We start from the raw sequence: 13352 nt of genomic DNA on the forward strand, positions 1-13352 counted from the left end.
CACGATCACGCGGCTGCGCATTGCTGTGGCGCGATGGCGTGCCTATGTTTCGCCTGCGCCCGGACCGGGCGTCACCGCAGTGGGGGACGCATGACGGGCAAGATGATTGGCGGGTGGCTGCTGCTGCTGGCACTTGGGCTGGCCCAGGCGCAGGCGCAGGATGCGCCCGCACCGGCGGCGACCGTGGCGCGGGTGGCCTTGGCCGAGGTGCAGGATCAGGTGCCGGTCTCGGGCACCCTGGTCGCCCTGAACGAGGTGCTGATCTATCCGCAGGTGCAGGGGTTCGAGGTGACCGAACTGCTGGCCCAGCCGGGCGACCGGGTGGATGCGGGGCAGGTTCTGGCGCGGCTGTCGGCGGATACGCTGCGCGTCCAGCAGGCCCAGGCCGAAGCCGAATATCAGCGCGCCGAGGCCGGCGTGGCGCAGGCCAGCAACCAGATCGCGGCGGCGGATGCGTCGCTGAAACAGGCGGTCGCGGCCCTGGATCGGGCGCGGCAATTGTCGCGCTCGGGCACCGCCAGCCGTGCGGTGCTGGATCAGGCCGAGGCCGCCGAGGCGAACGCCCGCGCCAATGCCGCATCGGCGGGCGACGGGCTGGCGGTGGCGCGTGCCGCCCTTGCCCAGGCCGACGCGGCCCGCCAGATCGCCGCCCTGAACCTGACCCGGACCGAGATCACGGCCCCCGTTGCCGGGATCATCACCGCGCGTGATGCGCAGATCGGGGCGGTCGCTGCGGCGGCGGGGCAGCCGCTGTTCCGGCTGATCGGCGGCGGTGAGCTTGAACTGCGCGCCGAGGTGATCGAGACCGCCTTGCAGGGGCTTGCCGCGGGCGATCCGGCCGAATTGCGGGTTGCCGGGGTTGGCGCGGTGGCGGGCCGGGTGCGGCTGGTTCCGGCCTCGGTCGATCCGGTGACGCGGCTGGGCGACATGCGCGTGGCGCTTGACCCGGTTCAGGGGCTGCGGCCGGGCCTGTTTGCCAGCGGCGTGGTGGTGATCGACAAGCGCCCGGCGCTGACCGTGCCCGCCGCTGCGGTGCTGGAACGGGCCGATGGCGCGGTCGTGCAGGTGGTGCAGGACGGCGTTGTTCACACGCGCCCCGTGACCCCCGGCCTGTTGTGGCAGGACCGCCGCGAAATCCGCGAGGGGCTGGCCGAGGGCGAAACCGTGCTGGCCCGCGCCGGGGCGTTTTTCAACGATGGCGATGCGGTGCAGCCGGTCGACGCCGCCAGCGGAACCGCGCCATGAACTTCGCCACCTGGTCGATCCGCAACCCGGTCCCGCCGATCGCGCTGTTTCTGGTGCTGCTGATCGTCGGCCTGGTCAGCTTCAGGTCGCTGCCGGTCACGCATTTCCCCAACATCGACCTGCCCATCGTCAGCGTCACCATCGCCCAGCCGGGCGCCGCGCCCAGCGAACTGGTCGGCCAGGTGGCCCAGCCGGTCGAGGATGCGATCTATGGCGTGGCCGGGGTGCGGCATGTGCATACCACGACCAGCGACAGCCTGGCCGCCATCACCGTCGAGTTCGAACTGGCCACCGACAGCGACCGCGCGCTGAACGACGTCAAGGACGCGGTGGCCAGCGTCCGGTCGGACCTGCCCGAAAGCATCAGCGAACCAGTCATCAAACGGCTGGATGTCACCGGGATGCCGATCCTGAACTATGCGGTGCGCGACCCCAGCCGCAGCATCGAGGAGCTGTCGCGGCTGGTCGATGACGTCATCGCGCGCGAATTGCAGACCATCGCGCAGGTCGGCAAGGTCAGCCGCATCGGCGGCGCCGCGCGCGAGATCAAGGTGGAACTGGACCCCGACCGCCTGCTGGCGCACGGGCTGACGGCGGCCGAGGTCTCGCAGCAGTTGCGGGGGCGCAATATCGACCTGGGCGGCGGTCGCGGCGACCTGGCGGGCAGCGAATATTCGATCCGCGCGCTTGGCGCGGCACCCAGCGTCGCCGCCCTGGCCGCCACGCCGATCGCCATCGCCGGGGGCCGCACCATCCCGCTGGACAGCCTGGGCAGCGTCCGCGATGGCGGGGCCGAGGCGCGCAGCTTTGCGCTGCTGGACGGCACGCCCGTGGTGGCCTTTTCGGTGCAGCGCGCATCCGGCGCGTCGGACCTGTCGGCTGCGACCGGCGCGCGCGAACGGCTGGCGCAACTGTCCGAACGCTATCCCGGGCTGGAGATCAGCCTGATCGACGACATGACGGTGTTCACCCGCGCCAATTTCGACAAGGCGATGGAGACGCTTTACGAAGGCGCGGCGCTTGCGGTGATCGTCGTCTTTCTGTTCCTGCGCAACTGGCGCGCCACGCTGATCGCCGCCGTCGCGCTGCCGCTGTCGATCATCCCGACCTTCTTCGTGATCCATCAGCTTGGCTTCACGCTGAACATGATCAGCCTGCTGGGCATCACACTGGTGACCGGCATCCTTGTCGATGATGCCATCGTCGAGATCGAGAACATCGTCCGCCATATCCAGATGGGTAAATCCGCCTATGACGCATCCGAACATGCGGCGACGGAAATCGGCCTGACGGTGATCGCCATCAGCTTTTCGATCGTCGCGGTGTTCGCGCCGGTCAGCTTCATGGGCGGCATCGCCGGGCAGTATTTCAAGCAATTCGGCCTGACGGTGGCCATCTCGGTGCTGTTTTCGCTGCTGGTGGCGCGCATCGTCACGCCGATGATGGCGGCCTATCTGCTGCGCAATGCCGACACGCTGCACGAACCCGAGGACGGCTGGCTGCTGACGCGGCTGATGCGCCTTCTGGGCTGGACCCTGCGACACCGGCTGCTGACGCTGCTGGCGGGGCTGGCGATCTTTGCCGGCTCGATCTATTCGGCCACGCTGCTGCCGACCGAATTCGCGCCCCCCGCCGACATGGGCAAATCGGTGCTGGAAATCGAACTGCCGCCGGGCGCGACGCTGGCCGAAAACGCCGCCATGTCGCGGCAGTTGTCGGCGCGGATCCAGGCGCTGCCCTTTGTCAAACAGGTGTTTGTCGAAGGCGGCAGCGGCGACGTCACCAAAAGCCGGCTGATCGTCGATTACGGCCCCGCCCATGACCGTGACGACACCAGCTTTGAACTGCAACGCAGGCTTCAGGATCAGCTTGCCGACGTGCCCGACCTGCGGGTGACGTTCCGGCGCGAAGACGGCCAAAGCGACGTGACGATCAGCGTGCTGGGCGATACCGAGGCCGCCGCCACCGCCGCCGCCGAAGGCCTGGTGCGCGCCATGTCGGGCCTGCCCCAGCTTGAAGGCGTGACCAGTGCCGCCGCCCTGCGCCGACCCGAGATCCGCATCACCCCCAAGCCGGAAATCGCCGCACAACTGGGCATCAGCGCCTCGACCCTTGCGCAGACCCTGCGCGTGGCCACCCTGGGCGACAGCGAGGCGAACCTGGCCAAGTTCAGTTCGGGCGACCAGCAGATCCCGATCATGGTGCGCCTGTCGGACGAGGCGCGGGCCGACCTGCGACAGGTCCAGAACCTGCGCCTGCCCTCGACCGCCGGGCCGGTGCCGCTGGCGGCGGTGGCCGACATCGGCTTTGCCGTCGGCCCGGCCCAGATCAGCCGCTATGACCGCCGCTTCAAGACCGAGGTGACCGCGAACCTGGCCCCCGGCGCGCTGCTTGGTCCGGCGATGACGGCGATCATGGCGCTGCCCGAGGCAGGCCCCGCCATGCCGCCCGGCACCCAGATCCAGTCCGCCGGCGATGCCGAGGTGATGGCCGAGGTGTTCGGCGCCTTCGGCACCGCCATGGGCGCGGGCATCCTGCTGGTCTATGTCGTGCTGGTGCTGCTGTTTGCCAGCTTCGTCACCCCGATCACCATCCTGCTGTCGCTGCCTCTGGCCATCGGCGGCGCGATCCTTGGGCTGTTCGTGACCGGGCATTCGATCTCGCTTGCCGTGGTGATCGGCTTTCTGATGCTGATGGGGATCGTCACCAAGAACGCCATCATGCTGGTCGAGTTCGCCAAATCCGCGATGGATCGCGGCACGCCCAAGACCGCCGCCATCCTGGATGCCGTCCACAAGCGCGCGCGGCCCATCGTGATGACCACCATCGCGATGACCGCCGGGATGATCCCCAGTGCGCTTGGCACCGGCGAGGGCGGCAATTTCCGCGCGCCGATGGCGATCGCGGTGATCGGCGGGCTGGTGCTGTCCACGCTGCTGTCGCTGGTCTTTGTGCCGTCGCTGTTCAGCGTGATCGACGGCGCCGAACAGCGGCTGCGGCGGCTGTTCGGGCGCGTGCTCGGTACGGGCCGCCGCCGGGCTTAGGCGTCCTCGGATGCCGCCAGCCGCCCGCGCGCGACCGCCGGGCGATCCATGAACCGGTCCAGATAGTCGCGCACGCGCGGCAGCGTGTCCCAGCCGACCAGATCGGCAGCGTCATAGCCGTCACGCAGCGCCGCCAGCCAGGGCGCAACCGCGATGTCGGCGATCGAGTAGTCATCGCACAGCCAATCGCGGCCCTGCAATTGCCCCTCCAGAACCGACAGCAGGCGGCGGGCCTCGTCGATGTAACGTTGGCGCGGGCGGGGGTCTTCGATCTCGCGCCCGGCATAGGCGTGGAAATAGCCCAACTGGCCGAACATCGGACCCACGCCGCCCATCTGGAACATCAGCCATTGCAGAACGCGGTAGCGCGCAGCCCCCTGGGCGGGCAGGAAGCGCCCGGTCTTGTCGGCCAGATAGATCAGGATCGCGCCGGATTCCCACAGTCCCATCGGCTGCCCGTCCGGCCCGTTCGGGTCGATGATCGCCGGGATCTTGTTGTTCGGGTTCAGGCTGAGGAACTCGGGCGTCAACTGATCCTTGCGGTCAAAGGCGATGCGATGGGCGTCATATTCCAGCCCGCATTCCTCAAGCATGACGCCGACCTTGATGCCGTTCGGCGTGGGCAGCGAATAAAGCTGGATGACATCGGACCGGCGCGGCGGCCAGCGGTGTGTGATCGGAAAATCTGACAGATTCATGGCGTGCCTTCAGACAGATGGTGATCGGATTGCAACAGTCGGCGGTGCCGATGTTGCGCTTTGGTGCCAGGGGGCGCGTTTTTCCCCGTGACCGTCTGGCCCGGCTACAGGTATCATGTTTCCAGCCACACCAAAGGGTGTATAGCCGCGATTGATTGAACATACGCAACCCACGGTTGCGACCAGAAAGGGACAGACATGCTGAAAGAGTTCAAGGATTTCATCGCCAAGGGTAATGTCATGGACATGGCCGTTGGTATCATCATCGGTGCCGCCTTTACCGCCATCGTCACCTCGCTGGTGGGCGACCTGATCAACCCGATCATCGGCCTGATCACCGGCGGCATCGACTTTTCGAACCTGTTCGTGAATCTGGGCGCGGGCGAATATGCCACGCTGGCCGCCGCGAAAGAGGCCGGCGCCCCGGTCTTTGCCTATGGCTCGTTCCTGACCGCCGTCATCAACTTCCTGATCATCGCCTTTGTCGTCTTCCTGCTGGTGAAGATGGTCAACCGCATCAAGGAAGCCGCCGTCAAGAAGGAAGAGGCAGCCGCCTCGGAAGCCGGCCCCTCGACCGAGGCGCTGCTGGCCGAAATCCGCGACCTGCTGGCCCGCCGCTAAGCGCCGCCGACAGACCGCAAAGGCCCGCCACCCGGCGGGCCTTTTTCGTTGCGCGGGGGGGCAGAGTTACAGATCCAGCGCCGCGTCCGGCGTGATCGCCTCGATCCCCAGGGCCGCGCCCACGGCGGCATAGGTCAGCCGCCCGTCATGGATGTTCAGCCCGGCGCGCAGATGCGCGTCATCACCCAGGGCGCGCCGCCAGCCTTTGTCGGCAAGCGCCAGCACAAAGGGCAGCGTCGCATTGCCAAGCGCCTGGGTCGAGGTGCGCGCCACCGCGCCCGGCATGTTCGCCACGCAGTAATGCACAACGCCGTCGACCGTATAGATGGGGTCGTGGTGGGTCGTGGGGCGGCTGGTCTCGAAGCAGCCACCCTGATCGATCGCCACATCGACCAGCACCGCGCCCGGCTGCATCGTCGAAAGCTGCGCGCGGCTGACCAGACGCGGGGCGGCGGCACCGGGGATCAGCACCGCGCCGATCACCATATCAGCGCGCTGGATCAGATCGGCCACGGCCTGCGCGCTGGAATATTGCGTGGTCAGCTTGCCCATGAAGATGTCGTCCAGCCATGACAGCCGCGCCACCGACCGGTCCAGCACGGTGACATTCGCGCCCATGCCGACGGCCACCCGCGCCGCCGCCGTGCCGACCACGCCGCCGCCGATGATGACGACATTGGCAGGCCGCACGCCCGGCACCCCGCCCATCAGCACGCCGCGCCCGCCATTGGCTTTTTGCAGCGCCCATGACCCGACCTGCGGGGCCAGCCGTCCCGCCACCTCGGACATCGGCGCCAGCAGCGGCAGGCCGCCGCGCGCATCGCTGACCGTTTCATAGGCGATGGCGGTGACGCCGCTGGCCAGCAGGTCGCGGGTCTGGTCGGGGTCGGGGGCCAGGTGCAGATAGGTGAACAGCACCTGCCCGCGCCGCAGCATCCGGCGTTCGGCGGGCTGCGGCTCCTTGACCTTGACGATCAGATCCGCCGCCGCAAAGACTGCGCCCGCATCCGGCGCAATCGTGGCCCCGGCGGCGATGTAATCGCTGTCGTCAAACCCCGACCCCGCGCCTGCGCCGGTCTCGACCAGAACGGCGTGACCATGGGCCACCGCCTCACGCGCGGCATCGGGGGTCAGGCCGACGCGGAACTCTTGCGGCTTGATCTCTTTCGGGCAACCGATCTTCATGTTTCCACCCCTGTTGTGCTGGCGGCCGCTTGCCGGGCCGTCCTGCGCCCATCCTGCCGCAGGCCGGGCGCGTTGTCGGCGCAAGTTTTGCTGGCAAAGCGGGGCAAACTTGCAGCATCATCGCGCCAAATGCCCTGATGCAGGAAATCCGCGCGTGCCCGACCAACTGGATGCCACCGACCGGCGCATTCTGGCGCTGCTGCAAAAGAACGCCCGCCTGACCGGCGCCGATCTGGCCGAGGCCGTGCATCTGTCGCCCTCGGCCTGTCACCGCCGCGTGCAGCGACTGGAAGCCGAGGGCTATCTGATCGCCACCGTCGCCCTGCTGGACCCGCGCCGAATCGGTCGGCCCACCACGGTCTTTGTCGAAATCACCCTGTCGGGCCAGGCCGACGAACTGCTGGACGCCTTTGAGCGCGAGGTGCGCAAGATCCCCGATGTGCTGGAATGTCACCTGATGGCGGGCAGCGCCGATTACCTGCTGAAAGTCGTGGCCGAGGATACCGACGATTTCGCCCGCATCCACCGCCAGCACCTTGCCCGGCTGCCCGGCGTGGCGCAGATGCAATCATCCTTCGCGCTGCGCACAGTGTTCAAGACAACCGCCCTGCCTGTGTGAAAAAACCCCCGCAACGCAGGGGTTTTTCTGTGGTTTGATCGTTGCGGGCGAACCCGCCAGCGTCAGGAACCGCTTAAAGCGCGCCTTCCCGCTGGGCCTTCTTGCGCGCCAGTTTGCGGGCGCGGCGGACGGCCTCAGCCTTTTCACGGGCTTTCTTGACCGAGGGCTTTTCAAAATGCTGCTTAAGCTTCATTTCACGGAAAACCCCCTCGCGCTGAAGTTTCTTCTTCAGTGCGCGAAGCGCCTGTTCGACATTGTTGTCGCGAACGCTGACCTGCATGTGGTTGTCACCACCTTCCTAGGTTAAAGTTGCATAGATCGCAGGAAGCGCCCCCATAGCAGGGACGCCCGCGCCTGTCAAAAGAAACTCAGGAGGTTGCCGTGACCGCCCATCCGACGCCCGACACCACCCGTGCCGCCCTGCTGGGGGCCGCGCTGCCCCATGTCACCTTTGATGGCTGGGGTGAGGATACCTTTCAGGCCGCCTGCCGCGATGCCGGGATCGACGTGACGCAGGCGCGAATCGCCTGTCCGCGCGGGGCGGCCGATCTGGCCGCCGAATACCACCGCCGGGGCGACCGGGCCTTGGCCGACTGGCTGGCCACGACCGACCTGTCCCATCTGCGCTTCCGCGACCGCGTGGCCGCCGCCGTCCGCCACCGGCTTGAGATCGTCGATCCCGAAATCGTCCGGCGCGGCGCGGCGCTGCTGTCGCTGCCGCATCTGGCGCCGCTGGGCCTGCAACTGGTCTGGGACACGGCCGACACGATCTGGACGGGGCTAGGCGATACCTCGCGCGATGCGAACTGGTATTCCAAGCGGGCGATCCTGGGCACGGTCTATACCGCGACCTCGGTGTTCTGGATGGGCGATGACAGCCCCGGCAAACGCGACAGTTGGGATTTTCTGGATCGCCGGATCGACGGCGTGATGCGGTTCGAGAAAACCAAGAAGCAGATTCGCGACAGCGCGGTCCTCTCGACCATCTTTGCCGGGCCGATCTGGCTGGCCGGGCAGATCCGCGCCCCCGAGCCGCGGCGCGCGCCGGGCAAGGTGGCCCGATGAGCCTGCCGACGATGATGCGCGCCGTTGAAATCACCGCGCCGGGCGGCCCCGACGTGCTGTCGCTGACCCAGCGTCCGGTGCCGGTGCCCGCCCAGGGCCAGGTGCTGATCCGCATCCATTGGGCCGGCGTCAACCGCCCCGATGCGCTGCAACGCGCCGGGGCCTATGCGCCGCCGCCCGGTGCCAGCGATCTGCCCGGCCTGGAATGCGCGGGCGAGATCGTGGCCCTTGGCGCGGGTGCACAGGGCTGGGCGGTCGGTGACCGGGTTTGCGCGCTGCTGCCCGGCGGCGGCTATGCCGATTACGCCGTCACCCCCGCCAGCCACTGCCTGCCGATCCCCGAGGGGATGGACCTGCGCCAGGCCGCCTGCCTGCCCGAGACCACCTTCACCGTCTGGTCGAATGTGGTGACGCGCGGCGGGCTGGCGGCGGGCGAACGGTTCCTGGTGCATGGCGGGTCATCGGGCATCGGCACGACCGCCATCCAGATCGCCCGCGCCCTTGGCGCGCGGGTCTGGGCGACCGCCGGGTCGGATGCGAAATGCGCCGCCTGCGCCGATCTGGGCGCAACCCCGATCAACTACCGCGAGGCTGATTTCGTGCAGGTGATGCGCGATGCGGGCGGGGCGAACCTCATCCTCGATATGGTGGGGGGCAGCTATATCGAACGCAATATCAAGGCCCTGGCCGATGACGGACGGCTGGTGAACATCGCCTTCCTGCAAGGCCCGAAGGCCGCGATCAACTTTGCCCCGATCATGACCCGCCGCCTGACGCTGACCGGATCGACGCTGCGCCCGCAGTCCGACCTGGCCAAGGCCGCCATCGCCGCCGAGCTGCGCGCCCGCGTCTGGCCGATGATCGCGGCGGGGCGGTTGGCGCCGGTGATGGATCACAGCTTCGATCTGGCCGATGCCGCCGCCGCCCACGCCCGGATGGAGGCGGGCGATCACATCGGCAAGATCGTGCTGCGGGTGGCCTGACCGCTCAGGTCGATCACCCGATCCAGCCCCAGCCTGGCCAGAAACACCGGGTCGTGGCTGACCATGATCAGCGCGCCGTCATATCCGGCCAATGCCGATTCCAGCGCGGCGATAGCGTCCAGATCCAGATGGTTGGTCGGCTCGTCCAGCATCAGCAGCGGCGGCGGGTGGCGGGTGCCCAGCGTGCAAGCCAGCCCGGCGCGCAGCCGCTGCCCGCCGCTCAGCTCACCCGCCGTTTGCAGCGCGTCCTCGGCGCGAAAGCCGAACCGCGCCAGCGCCGCGCGGGCCTGATGGTCGTTCTTGCCTGGGTTCAGCCGGGTGAAGTTGTCGCGCAGCGTCTGTTCCGCGTCCAGCAGGCTGACATGCTGATCCAGCAGCGCCACCGGCCCCCCCCGGTCGATCCGGCCTGCCAGTGGCGCCAGATCGCCGGTGATCAGCCGCAAAAGCGTGGTCTTGCCACAACCATTCGGCCCGGTGATCGCCACCCGTTCCGGCCCGGTCAGGGTCAGTGACAGATCACGGATGATCGGTGCGGCGGGATCGGGGCCGCCCGTAACCCCCGCCAGCCGCAGCACCACCCGCCCCGTCGGCAGCCCGGTCGGGGGCAGATCCATGCGCAGCGGGGTCAGCACCTCGATCCGGGCGCGGGCCTCGGTCAGGGCAGCGTCCGCCTCGGCCTGCCGGGCTTCGCGCAGGCGGGCATTGGCGCCGTGGCTGGCCTCGGCCCGGCCCTTGGCCGCATCCAGCAGGATCTTGGGCTGGCTGCCCGTGGCCCGTTGGCGCTGGCCGCGCCCGTCGCGGCGGGCCTTGCGCTCGGCGGCCTTTTGCGCGCGGCGTGCCGCCTGATCGCGCTGCCGCTGCGCGCTGTCCAGATGATGCGCGGCGGCGGCCAGTTCGATGTCCTTCTGCTGGCGCCAGGCGGTGTAATTGCCGCCAAACCGCGCCGCACCCAGCGGCGACAACTCGACGATCGCATCCATCTGGTCCAGCAGCGCGCGGTCATGGCTGACCACCACCGCCCCGCCGCGCCAGCCCGCCAGCAGATCGGCCACCGCCTGCCTCCCCTCGGCGTCCAGATTGTTCGTCGGCTCATCCAGCAACAGCATGTCAGGCGCGTCAAGGATCAGCGCCGCCAGCCGCGCACGCGTCTGTTGTCCGCCCGACAGCGCCGCCAGCGGCGTATCGGGTTCAACTGCCAGACCGCAACGCAGCAAGGCCGCCTCGATGCGCGCGGGCAGGGTCCAGTCGGTGCGCGCCAGATCCTCGGCAGAGGCCAGGCCAGCCTCGGCCCGGTCAAGCAGCGCCAGGGCCGCGCGGGCGCCGAACAGATCGGTCAGCGTCTGTGCGGGGGCGGGCGCCGCGTCTTGGCGCAGCCAGCCGATACGCCCGGCGGTCTGGACCGACCCGGCCAGCGGCACCAGATCGCCCGCGATCAGCCGCAACAGCGTGGTCTTGCCCACGCCATTGCGCCCGACCAGCCCGATGCGTTCGGCGCCCAGGGTCAGGTTCAGATCGGTGAACAGGGGGGTGGTGTCAGGGGTGGACCAGCACAGGCCCGACAGGGTGACAACGGGTGAGGGGGTGGCAGGCATCAGACATGACCTTTCGCAGCGAAACCGGGTGGGGGTTGGCGCGGTGGGTCAGGTCCATGTCGGCGATGCTCCTGTCAGGATGGATTGGCGGCAAGATAGGGCCGCGTTGCGGTTATGCAAGTTCCAGCGTCCCGCAAGCGGCGGGCGTGATGCAAACGTGATACGCAAAAGATACGCGAACATGACGCGCGCGATACGGGAAAAATACGCGATTTCCCTGCGATTTCAGCGAACTGCATCCATGCGGGCATTGGTCATGCGGCAATCGCGCAACGCGTCCGATCCGCAACGCCGCGGCGTCAGATCCTTGGTCAGGCAGATCCGCGCCTCCTGGATGTAGCCGTCGCTGCAGGTGATGGTGATCATGTCCGCGCTCAGATCGGGGTTGGCCTGTAGGAACGCCTCCTCGACGACCGAGGCGGGCAGCCGCACGTCCCGGTCCAGGCCCTTGAAAACCTTGGGAATTGCAATGCGGCCCACGGCCTCGCGCGCGGTGTCGTAATAGCCCCTGGCCGACAGCCCGGTGCAGCGGCCATGCTTTTGCCACTGATACCAGGCCAGCCCGCCCGACCCCATGATGTCGGCCATCGCCTGACTTTCGCGCCGCGACGGATCGCGTTCCGCGGTTGCGCAATCCTGCGGCCAGCCCTGTTCGTATTGCGGCCAAAGTCCATGCAGAACAAAGGCATGGCCGGTGCCGCGGCGGCATTGTTCGGCATTGCGCGCATCGCCGGTGGTCGCGCACCAGTTCGGCGACCAGCTCAGCGACAAGACGTAGTAATGGAAATCGCCCGCCCGCCCGCGGTCCTGCGCCGCTGCCGCGCCCGCCCACACGCACATCGCCAGGCCCAGGCAAAGATGGGTCAAACGCATCGCTTTTTCCTTTTCCTGCGGACGTTTCGCGCCTATATAGCCGACAATCCCCCGAAAACGAGGACCACGCGGGCCCAGGGACGACCCCGGACCGCAGCCGTTTTCCCGGCGCGGGAAAGATTTGTAAAGGAGTGATCCGATGGCAAAACCGCTGATGGCCAAGGCTACCGCCGTCTGGCTGGTCGACAACACGACGCTCAGCTTCAAGCAGATCGCCGATTTCTGCGGCCTGCACGAGCTTGAGGTGCAGGGCATCGCCGATGGCGACGTCGCGACCGGCGTCAAGGGCTTCGACCCCATCGCCTCGAACCAGCTTGACGCCGAGGAAATCAAGGCGGCCGAGGCGAACCCGCTGCAAAAGCTGCGGATCAAAAGCAACCCCGCCGCCGTGGGCGAGGAAAAGCGCCGCGGCCCGCGCTATACGCCGCTGTCCAAGCGTCAGGACCGCCCGGCCTCGATCCTGTGGCTGGTCAAGTTCCACCCGGAACTGGCCGACGCCCAGATCGCGCGGCTGGTCGGCACCACCAAGCCGACCATCGCCTCGATCCGTGACCGCAGCCACTGGAACATCCAGAACATTACGCCGATCGATCCGGTCGCCCTGGGCCTGTGCAAACAGACCGAGCTGGATGCCGAAGTGCAGAAGGCGGCCAAGAAGAAGGCCGCCGAGGGCGTCGTGATGAGCGATGATGAACGTCGCAAGCTGGTCTCGACCGAATCGAGCCTGGGCATGAGCCAGGAACCCCGCCTGCCGACCGCTATCGCCGGGCTTGAGAACTTTACCCTTTCAGGCGCCAAGGATCAGGCCGATGAGGCCGAGGAAGTCGACGAAAAGCGCGATTACTCTGACGCCGACAGCTTCTTCAACCTGCCCGGCGACGCCGAGGATGAGGACGAGGACGACACCGACCGCCGTCGCCGCTGATCGACGCGCGCCCGCTGATGGGGCGCCGCAAGGTTTGATCGGTGACGGGCGGATGCGTGAACGGCTGATCCATGACAGGCCGCCCAGACCGGGCGGCCTTTTCACGGCGCGCCTGGCCGATCGAATTGGTCGGCTTGGCTGGCTATGCGGGCGGAAGCCACGTGGCACCGCTATCTTGGGCTGGTGGCCAACCTTGTGCGTTGCGGCATCGCGAGGGCGAGACAGGCTGCCGATCCGCACCGTTTCCAGCCATCGCTGCGTCGCCCGATAGCCAGCGTTTCGCACTGAATGGATGGCCCTTTCTTGCTTGGCCTTGCCTGTCTGACTGCATCGTCCGGCAGGATGAGTGCGATGGCACCATGTTCCGCGTCGCCGCGCCTGTTCGTCAACAACCTTGCCAGGTTCCGTCGGGGGCGCCTGGCGTGACCTTGACCCGGTTTGCGTTCACCGGCTGCCGTCGTTTTCGATCGCCCGTCACCGTTCGCGTGCAGCCTTCCGACAT

The 13352-nt window shown here is 67.9% G+C and carries 12 protein-coding genes; 7 read left to right on the plus strand and 5 right to left on the minus strand.

The window, feature by feature from the left end; translation table 11 throughout:
* Window positions 1-90 precede the first annotated feature (90 nt).
* Window positions 91-1245: an efflux RND transporter periplasmic adaptor subunit gene (locus tag ACEYYA_RS00070; RefSeq protein ID WP_374796303.1), complete on the plus strand. Its 1155-nt coding sequence runs from the start codon at window positions 91-93 to the stop codon at window positions 1243-1245.
* Complete coding sequence (locus ACEYYA_RS00075; protein WP_374796306.1) at window positions 1242-4289, plus strand: efflux RND transporter permease subunit; 3048 nt, start codon at window positions 1242-1244, stop codon at window positions 4287-4289. Before ACEYYA_RS00070 ends, ACEYYA_RS00075 begins: the two co-directional genes overlap by 4 nt.
* On the opposite strand, the gene ACEYYA_RS00080 is transcribed toward ACEYYA_RS00075, so the two are convergent.
* On the minus strand, window positions 4286-4987 hold the full coding sequence (locus tag ACEYYA_RS00080; protein ID WP_374796308.1) for a glutathione S-transferase C-terminal domain-containing protein: 702 nt from the start codon (window positions 4985-4987) through the stop codon (window positions 4286-4288). The genes ACEYYA_RS00075 and ACEYYA_RS00080 overlap by 4 nt on opposite strands.
* A 198-nt stretch (window positions 4988-5185) precedes the next feature.
* On the opposite strand from ACEYYA_RS00080, the gene mscL reads away from it, so the two are divergent.
* The gene (mscL, locus tag ACEYYA_RS00085) at window positions 5186-5608 is read left to right on the plus strand and encodes a large conductance mechanosensitive channel protein MscL (RefSeq protein WP_374796310.1); all 423 of its coding nucleotides are present in this window, start codon (window positions 5186-5188) and stop codon (window positions 5606-5608) included.
* A 66-nt stretch (window positions 5609-5674) separates the two neighbouring features.
* Here the strand turns inward: mscL and ald are convergent, their stop codons facing one another.
* Window positions 5675-6793, minus strand: a complete 1119-nt coding sequence (ald, locus tag ACEYYA_RS00090; protein ID WP_374796312.1) for an alanine dehydrogenase — start codon at window positions 6791-6793, stop codon at window positions 5675-5677.
* 154 nt (window positions 6794-6947) lie between these two features.
* On the opposite strand from ald, the gene ACEYYA_RS00095 reads away from it, so the two are divergent.
* Window positions 6948-7412 carry an Lrp/AsnC family transcriptional regulator gene (locus tag ACEYYA_RS00095; protein WP_374796314.1) on the plus strand — a complete coding sequence of 155 codons (465 nt, stop codon included), beginning with the start codon at window positions 6948-6950 and terminating at the stop codon, window positions 7410-7412.
* 73 nt (window positions 7413-7485) lie between these two features.
* On the opposite strand, the gene rpsU is transcribed toward ACEYYA_RS00095, so the two are convergent.
* The gene (gene rpsU / locus ACEYYA_RS00100) at window positions 7486-7692 is read right to left on the minus strand and encodes a 30S ribosomal protein S21 (RefSeq protein WP_011748553.1); all 207 of its coding nucleotides are present in this window, start codon (window positions 7690-7692) and stop codon (window positions 7486-7488) included.
* Between the two features lie 101 nt (window positions 7693-7793).
* Here rpsU and ACEYYA_RS00105 point away from each other — a divergent pair, with 101 nt between their 5' ends.
* Entirely contained in the window at window positions 7794-8477 is a 684-nt protein-coding gene (locus ACEYYA_RS00105; protein ID WP_374796320.1) for a COQ9 family protein, read from the plus strand.
* Complete coding sequence (locus ACEYYA_RS00110; RefSeq protein WP_374796322.1) at window positions 8474-9460, plus strand: NAD(P)H-quinone oxidoreductase; 987 nt, start codon at window positions 8474-8476, stop codon at window positions 9458-9460. The genes ACEYYA_RS00105 and ACEYYA_RS00110 overlap by 4 nt, the downstream gene beginning before the upstream one ends.
* Here the strand turns inward: ACEYYA_RS00110 and ACEYYA_RS00115 are convergent.
* Together ACEYYA_RS00115 and ACEYYA_RS00120 are read right to left on the minus strand one after the other, a co-directional pair.
* Window positions 9427-11052 (minus strand): ABC-F family ATP-binding cassette domain-containing protein, encoded by a 1626-nt coding sequence (locus ACEYYA_RS00115; RefSeq protein ID WP_374796324.1) that lies wholly within the window; start codon window positions 11050-11052, stop codon window positions 9427-9429. The genes ACEYYA_RS00110 and ACEYYA_RS00115 overlap by 34 nt on opposite strands.
* Before the next feature lie 225 nt (window positions 11053-11277).
* Window positions 11278-11925, minus strand: coding sequence for a ribonuclease T2 family protein (locus tag ACEYYA_RS00120; protein WP_374796326.1), 648 nt, complete (start codon window positions 11923-11925; stop codon window positions 11278-11280).
* A gap of 139 nt (window positions 11926-12064) precedes the next feature.
* Between ACEYYA_RS00120 and ACEYYA_RS00125 the strand changes: the two genes are divergently transcribed.
* Window positions 12065-12850 carry a DUF1013 domain-containing protein gene (locus ACEYYA_RS00125; protein ID WP_374796328.1) on the plus strand — a complete coding sequence of 262 codons (786 nt, stop codon included), beginning with the start codon at window positions 12065-12067 and terminating at the stop codon, window positions 12848-12850.
* The last annotated feature ends 502 nt before the right edge of the window (window positions 12851-13352 follow it).

This window comes from Paracoccus zhouxuedongae, assembly GCF_041927815.1.
In the GTDB taxonomy this organism is placed as follows: Bacteria; Pseudomonadota; Alphaproteobacteria; order Rhodobacterales; family Rhodobacteraceae; genus Paracoccus.

Excerpts from the sequence above, each read along its gene's own strand:
- ACEYYA_RS00070 (WP_374796303.1), top strand. The coding sequence starts at position 91 with ATGACGGGCAAGATGATTGGCGGGTGGCTGCTGCTGCTGGCACTTGGG.
- ACEYYA_RS00075 (WP_374796306.1), top strand. The coding sequence starts at position 1,242 with ATGAACTTCGCCACCTGGTCGATCCGCAACCCGGTCCCGCCGATCGCG.
- ACEYYA_RS00080 (WP_374796308.1), bottom strand. The coding sequence starts at position 4,987 with ATGAATCTGTCAGATTTTCCGATCACACACCGCTGGCCGCCGCGCCGG.
- mscL (WP_374796310.1), top strand. The coding sequence starts at position 5,186 with ATGCTGAAAGAGTTCAAGGATTTCATCGCCAAGGGTAATGTCATGGAC.
- ald (WP_374796312.1), bottom strand. The coding sequence starts at position 6,793 with ATGAAGATCGGTTGCCCGAAAGAGATCAAGCCGCAAGAGTTCCGCGTC.
- rpsU (WP_011748553.1), bottom strand. The coding sequence starts at position 7,692 with ATGCAGGTCAGCGTTCGCGACAACAATGTCGAACAGGCGCTTCGCGCA.
- ACEYYA_RS00110 (WP_374796322.1), top strand. The coding sequence starts at position 8,474 with ATGAGCCTGCCGACGATGATGCGCGCCGTTGAAATCACCGCGCCGGGC.
- ACEYYA_RS00115 (WP_374796324.1), bottom strand. The coding sequence starts at position 11,052 with ATGCCTGCCACCCCCTCACCCGTTGTCACCCTGTCGGGCCTGTGCTGG.
- ACEYYA_RS00120 (WP_374796326.1), bottom strand. The coding sequence starts at position 11,925 with ATGCGTTTGACCCATCTTTGCCTGGGCCTGGCGATGTGCGTGTGGGCG.
- ACEYYA_RS00125 (WP_374796328.1), top strand. The coding sequence starts at position 12,065 with ATGGCAAAACCGCTGATGGCCAAGGCTACCGCCGTCTGGCTGGTCGAC.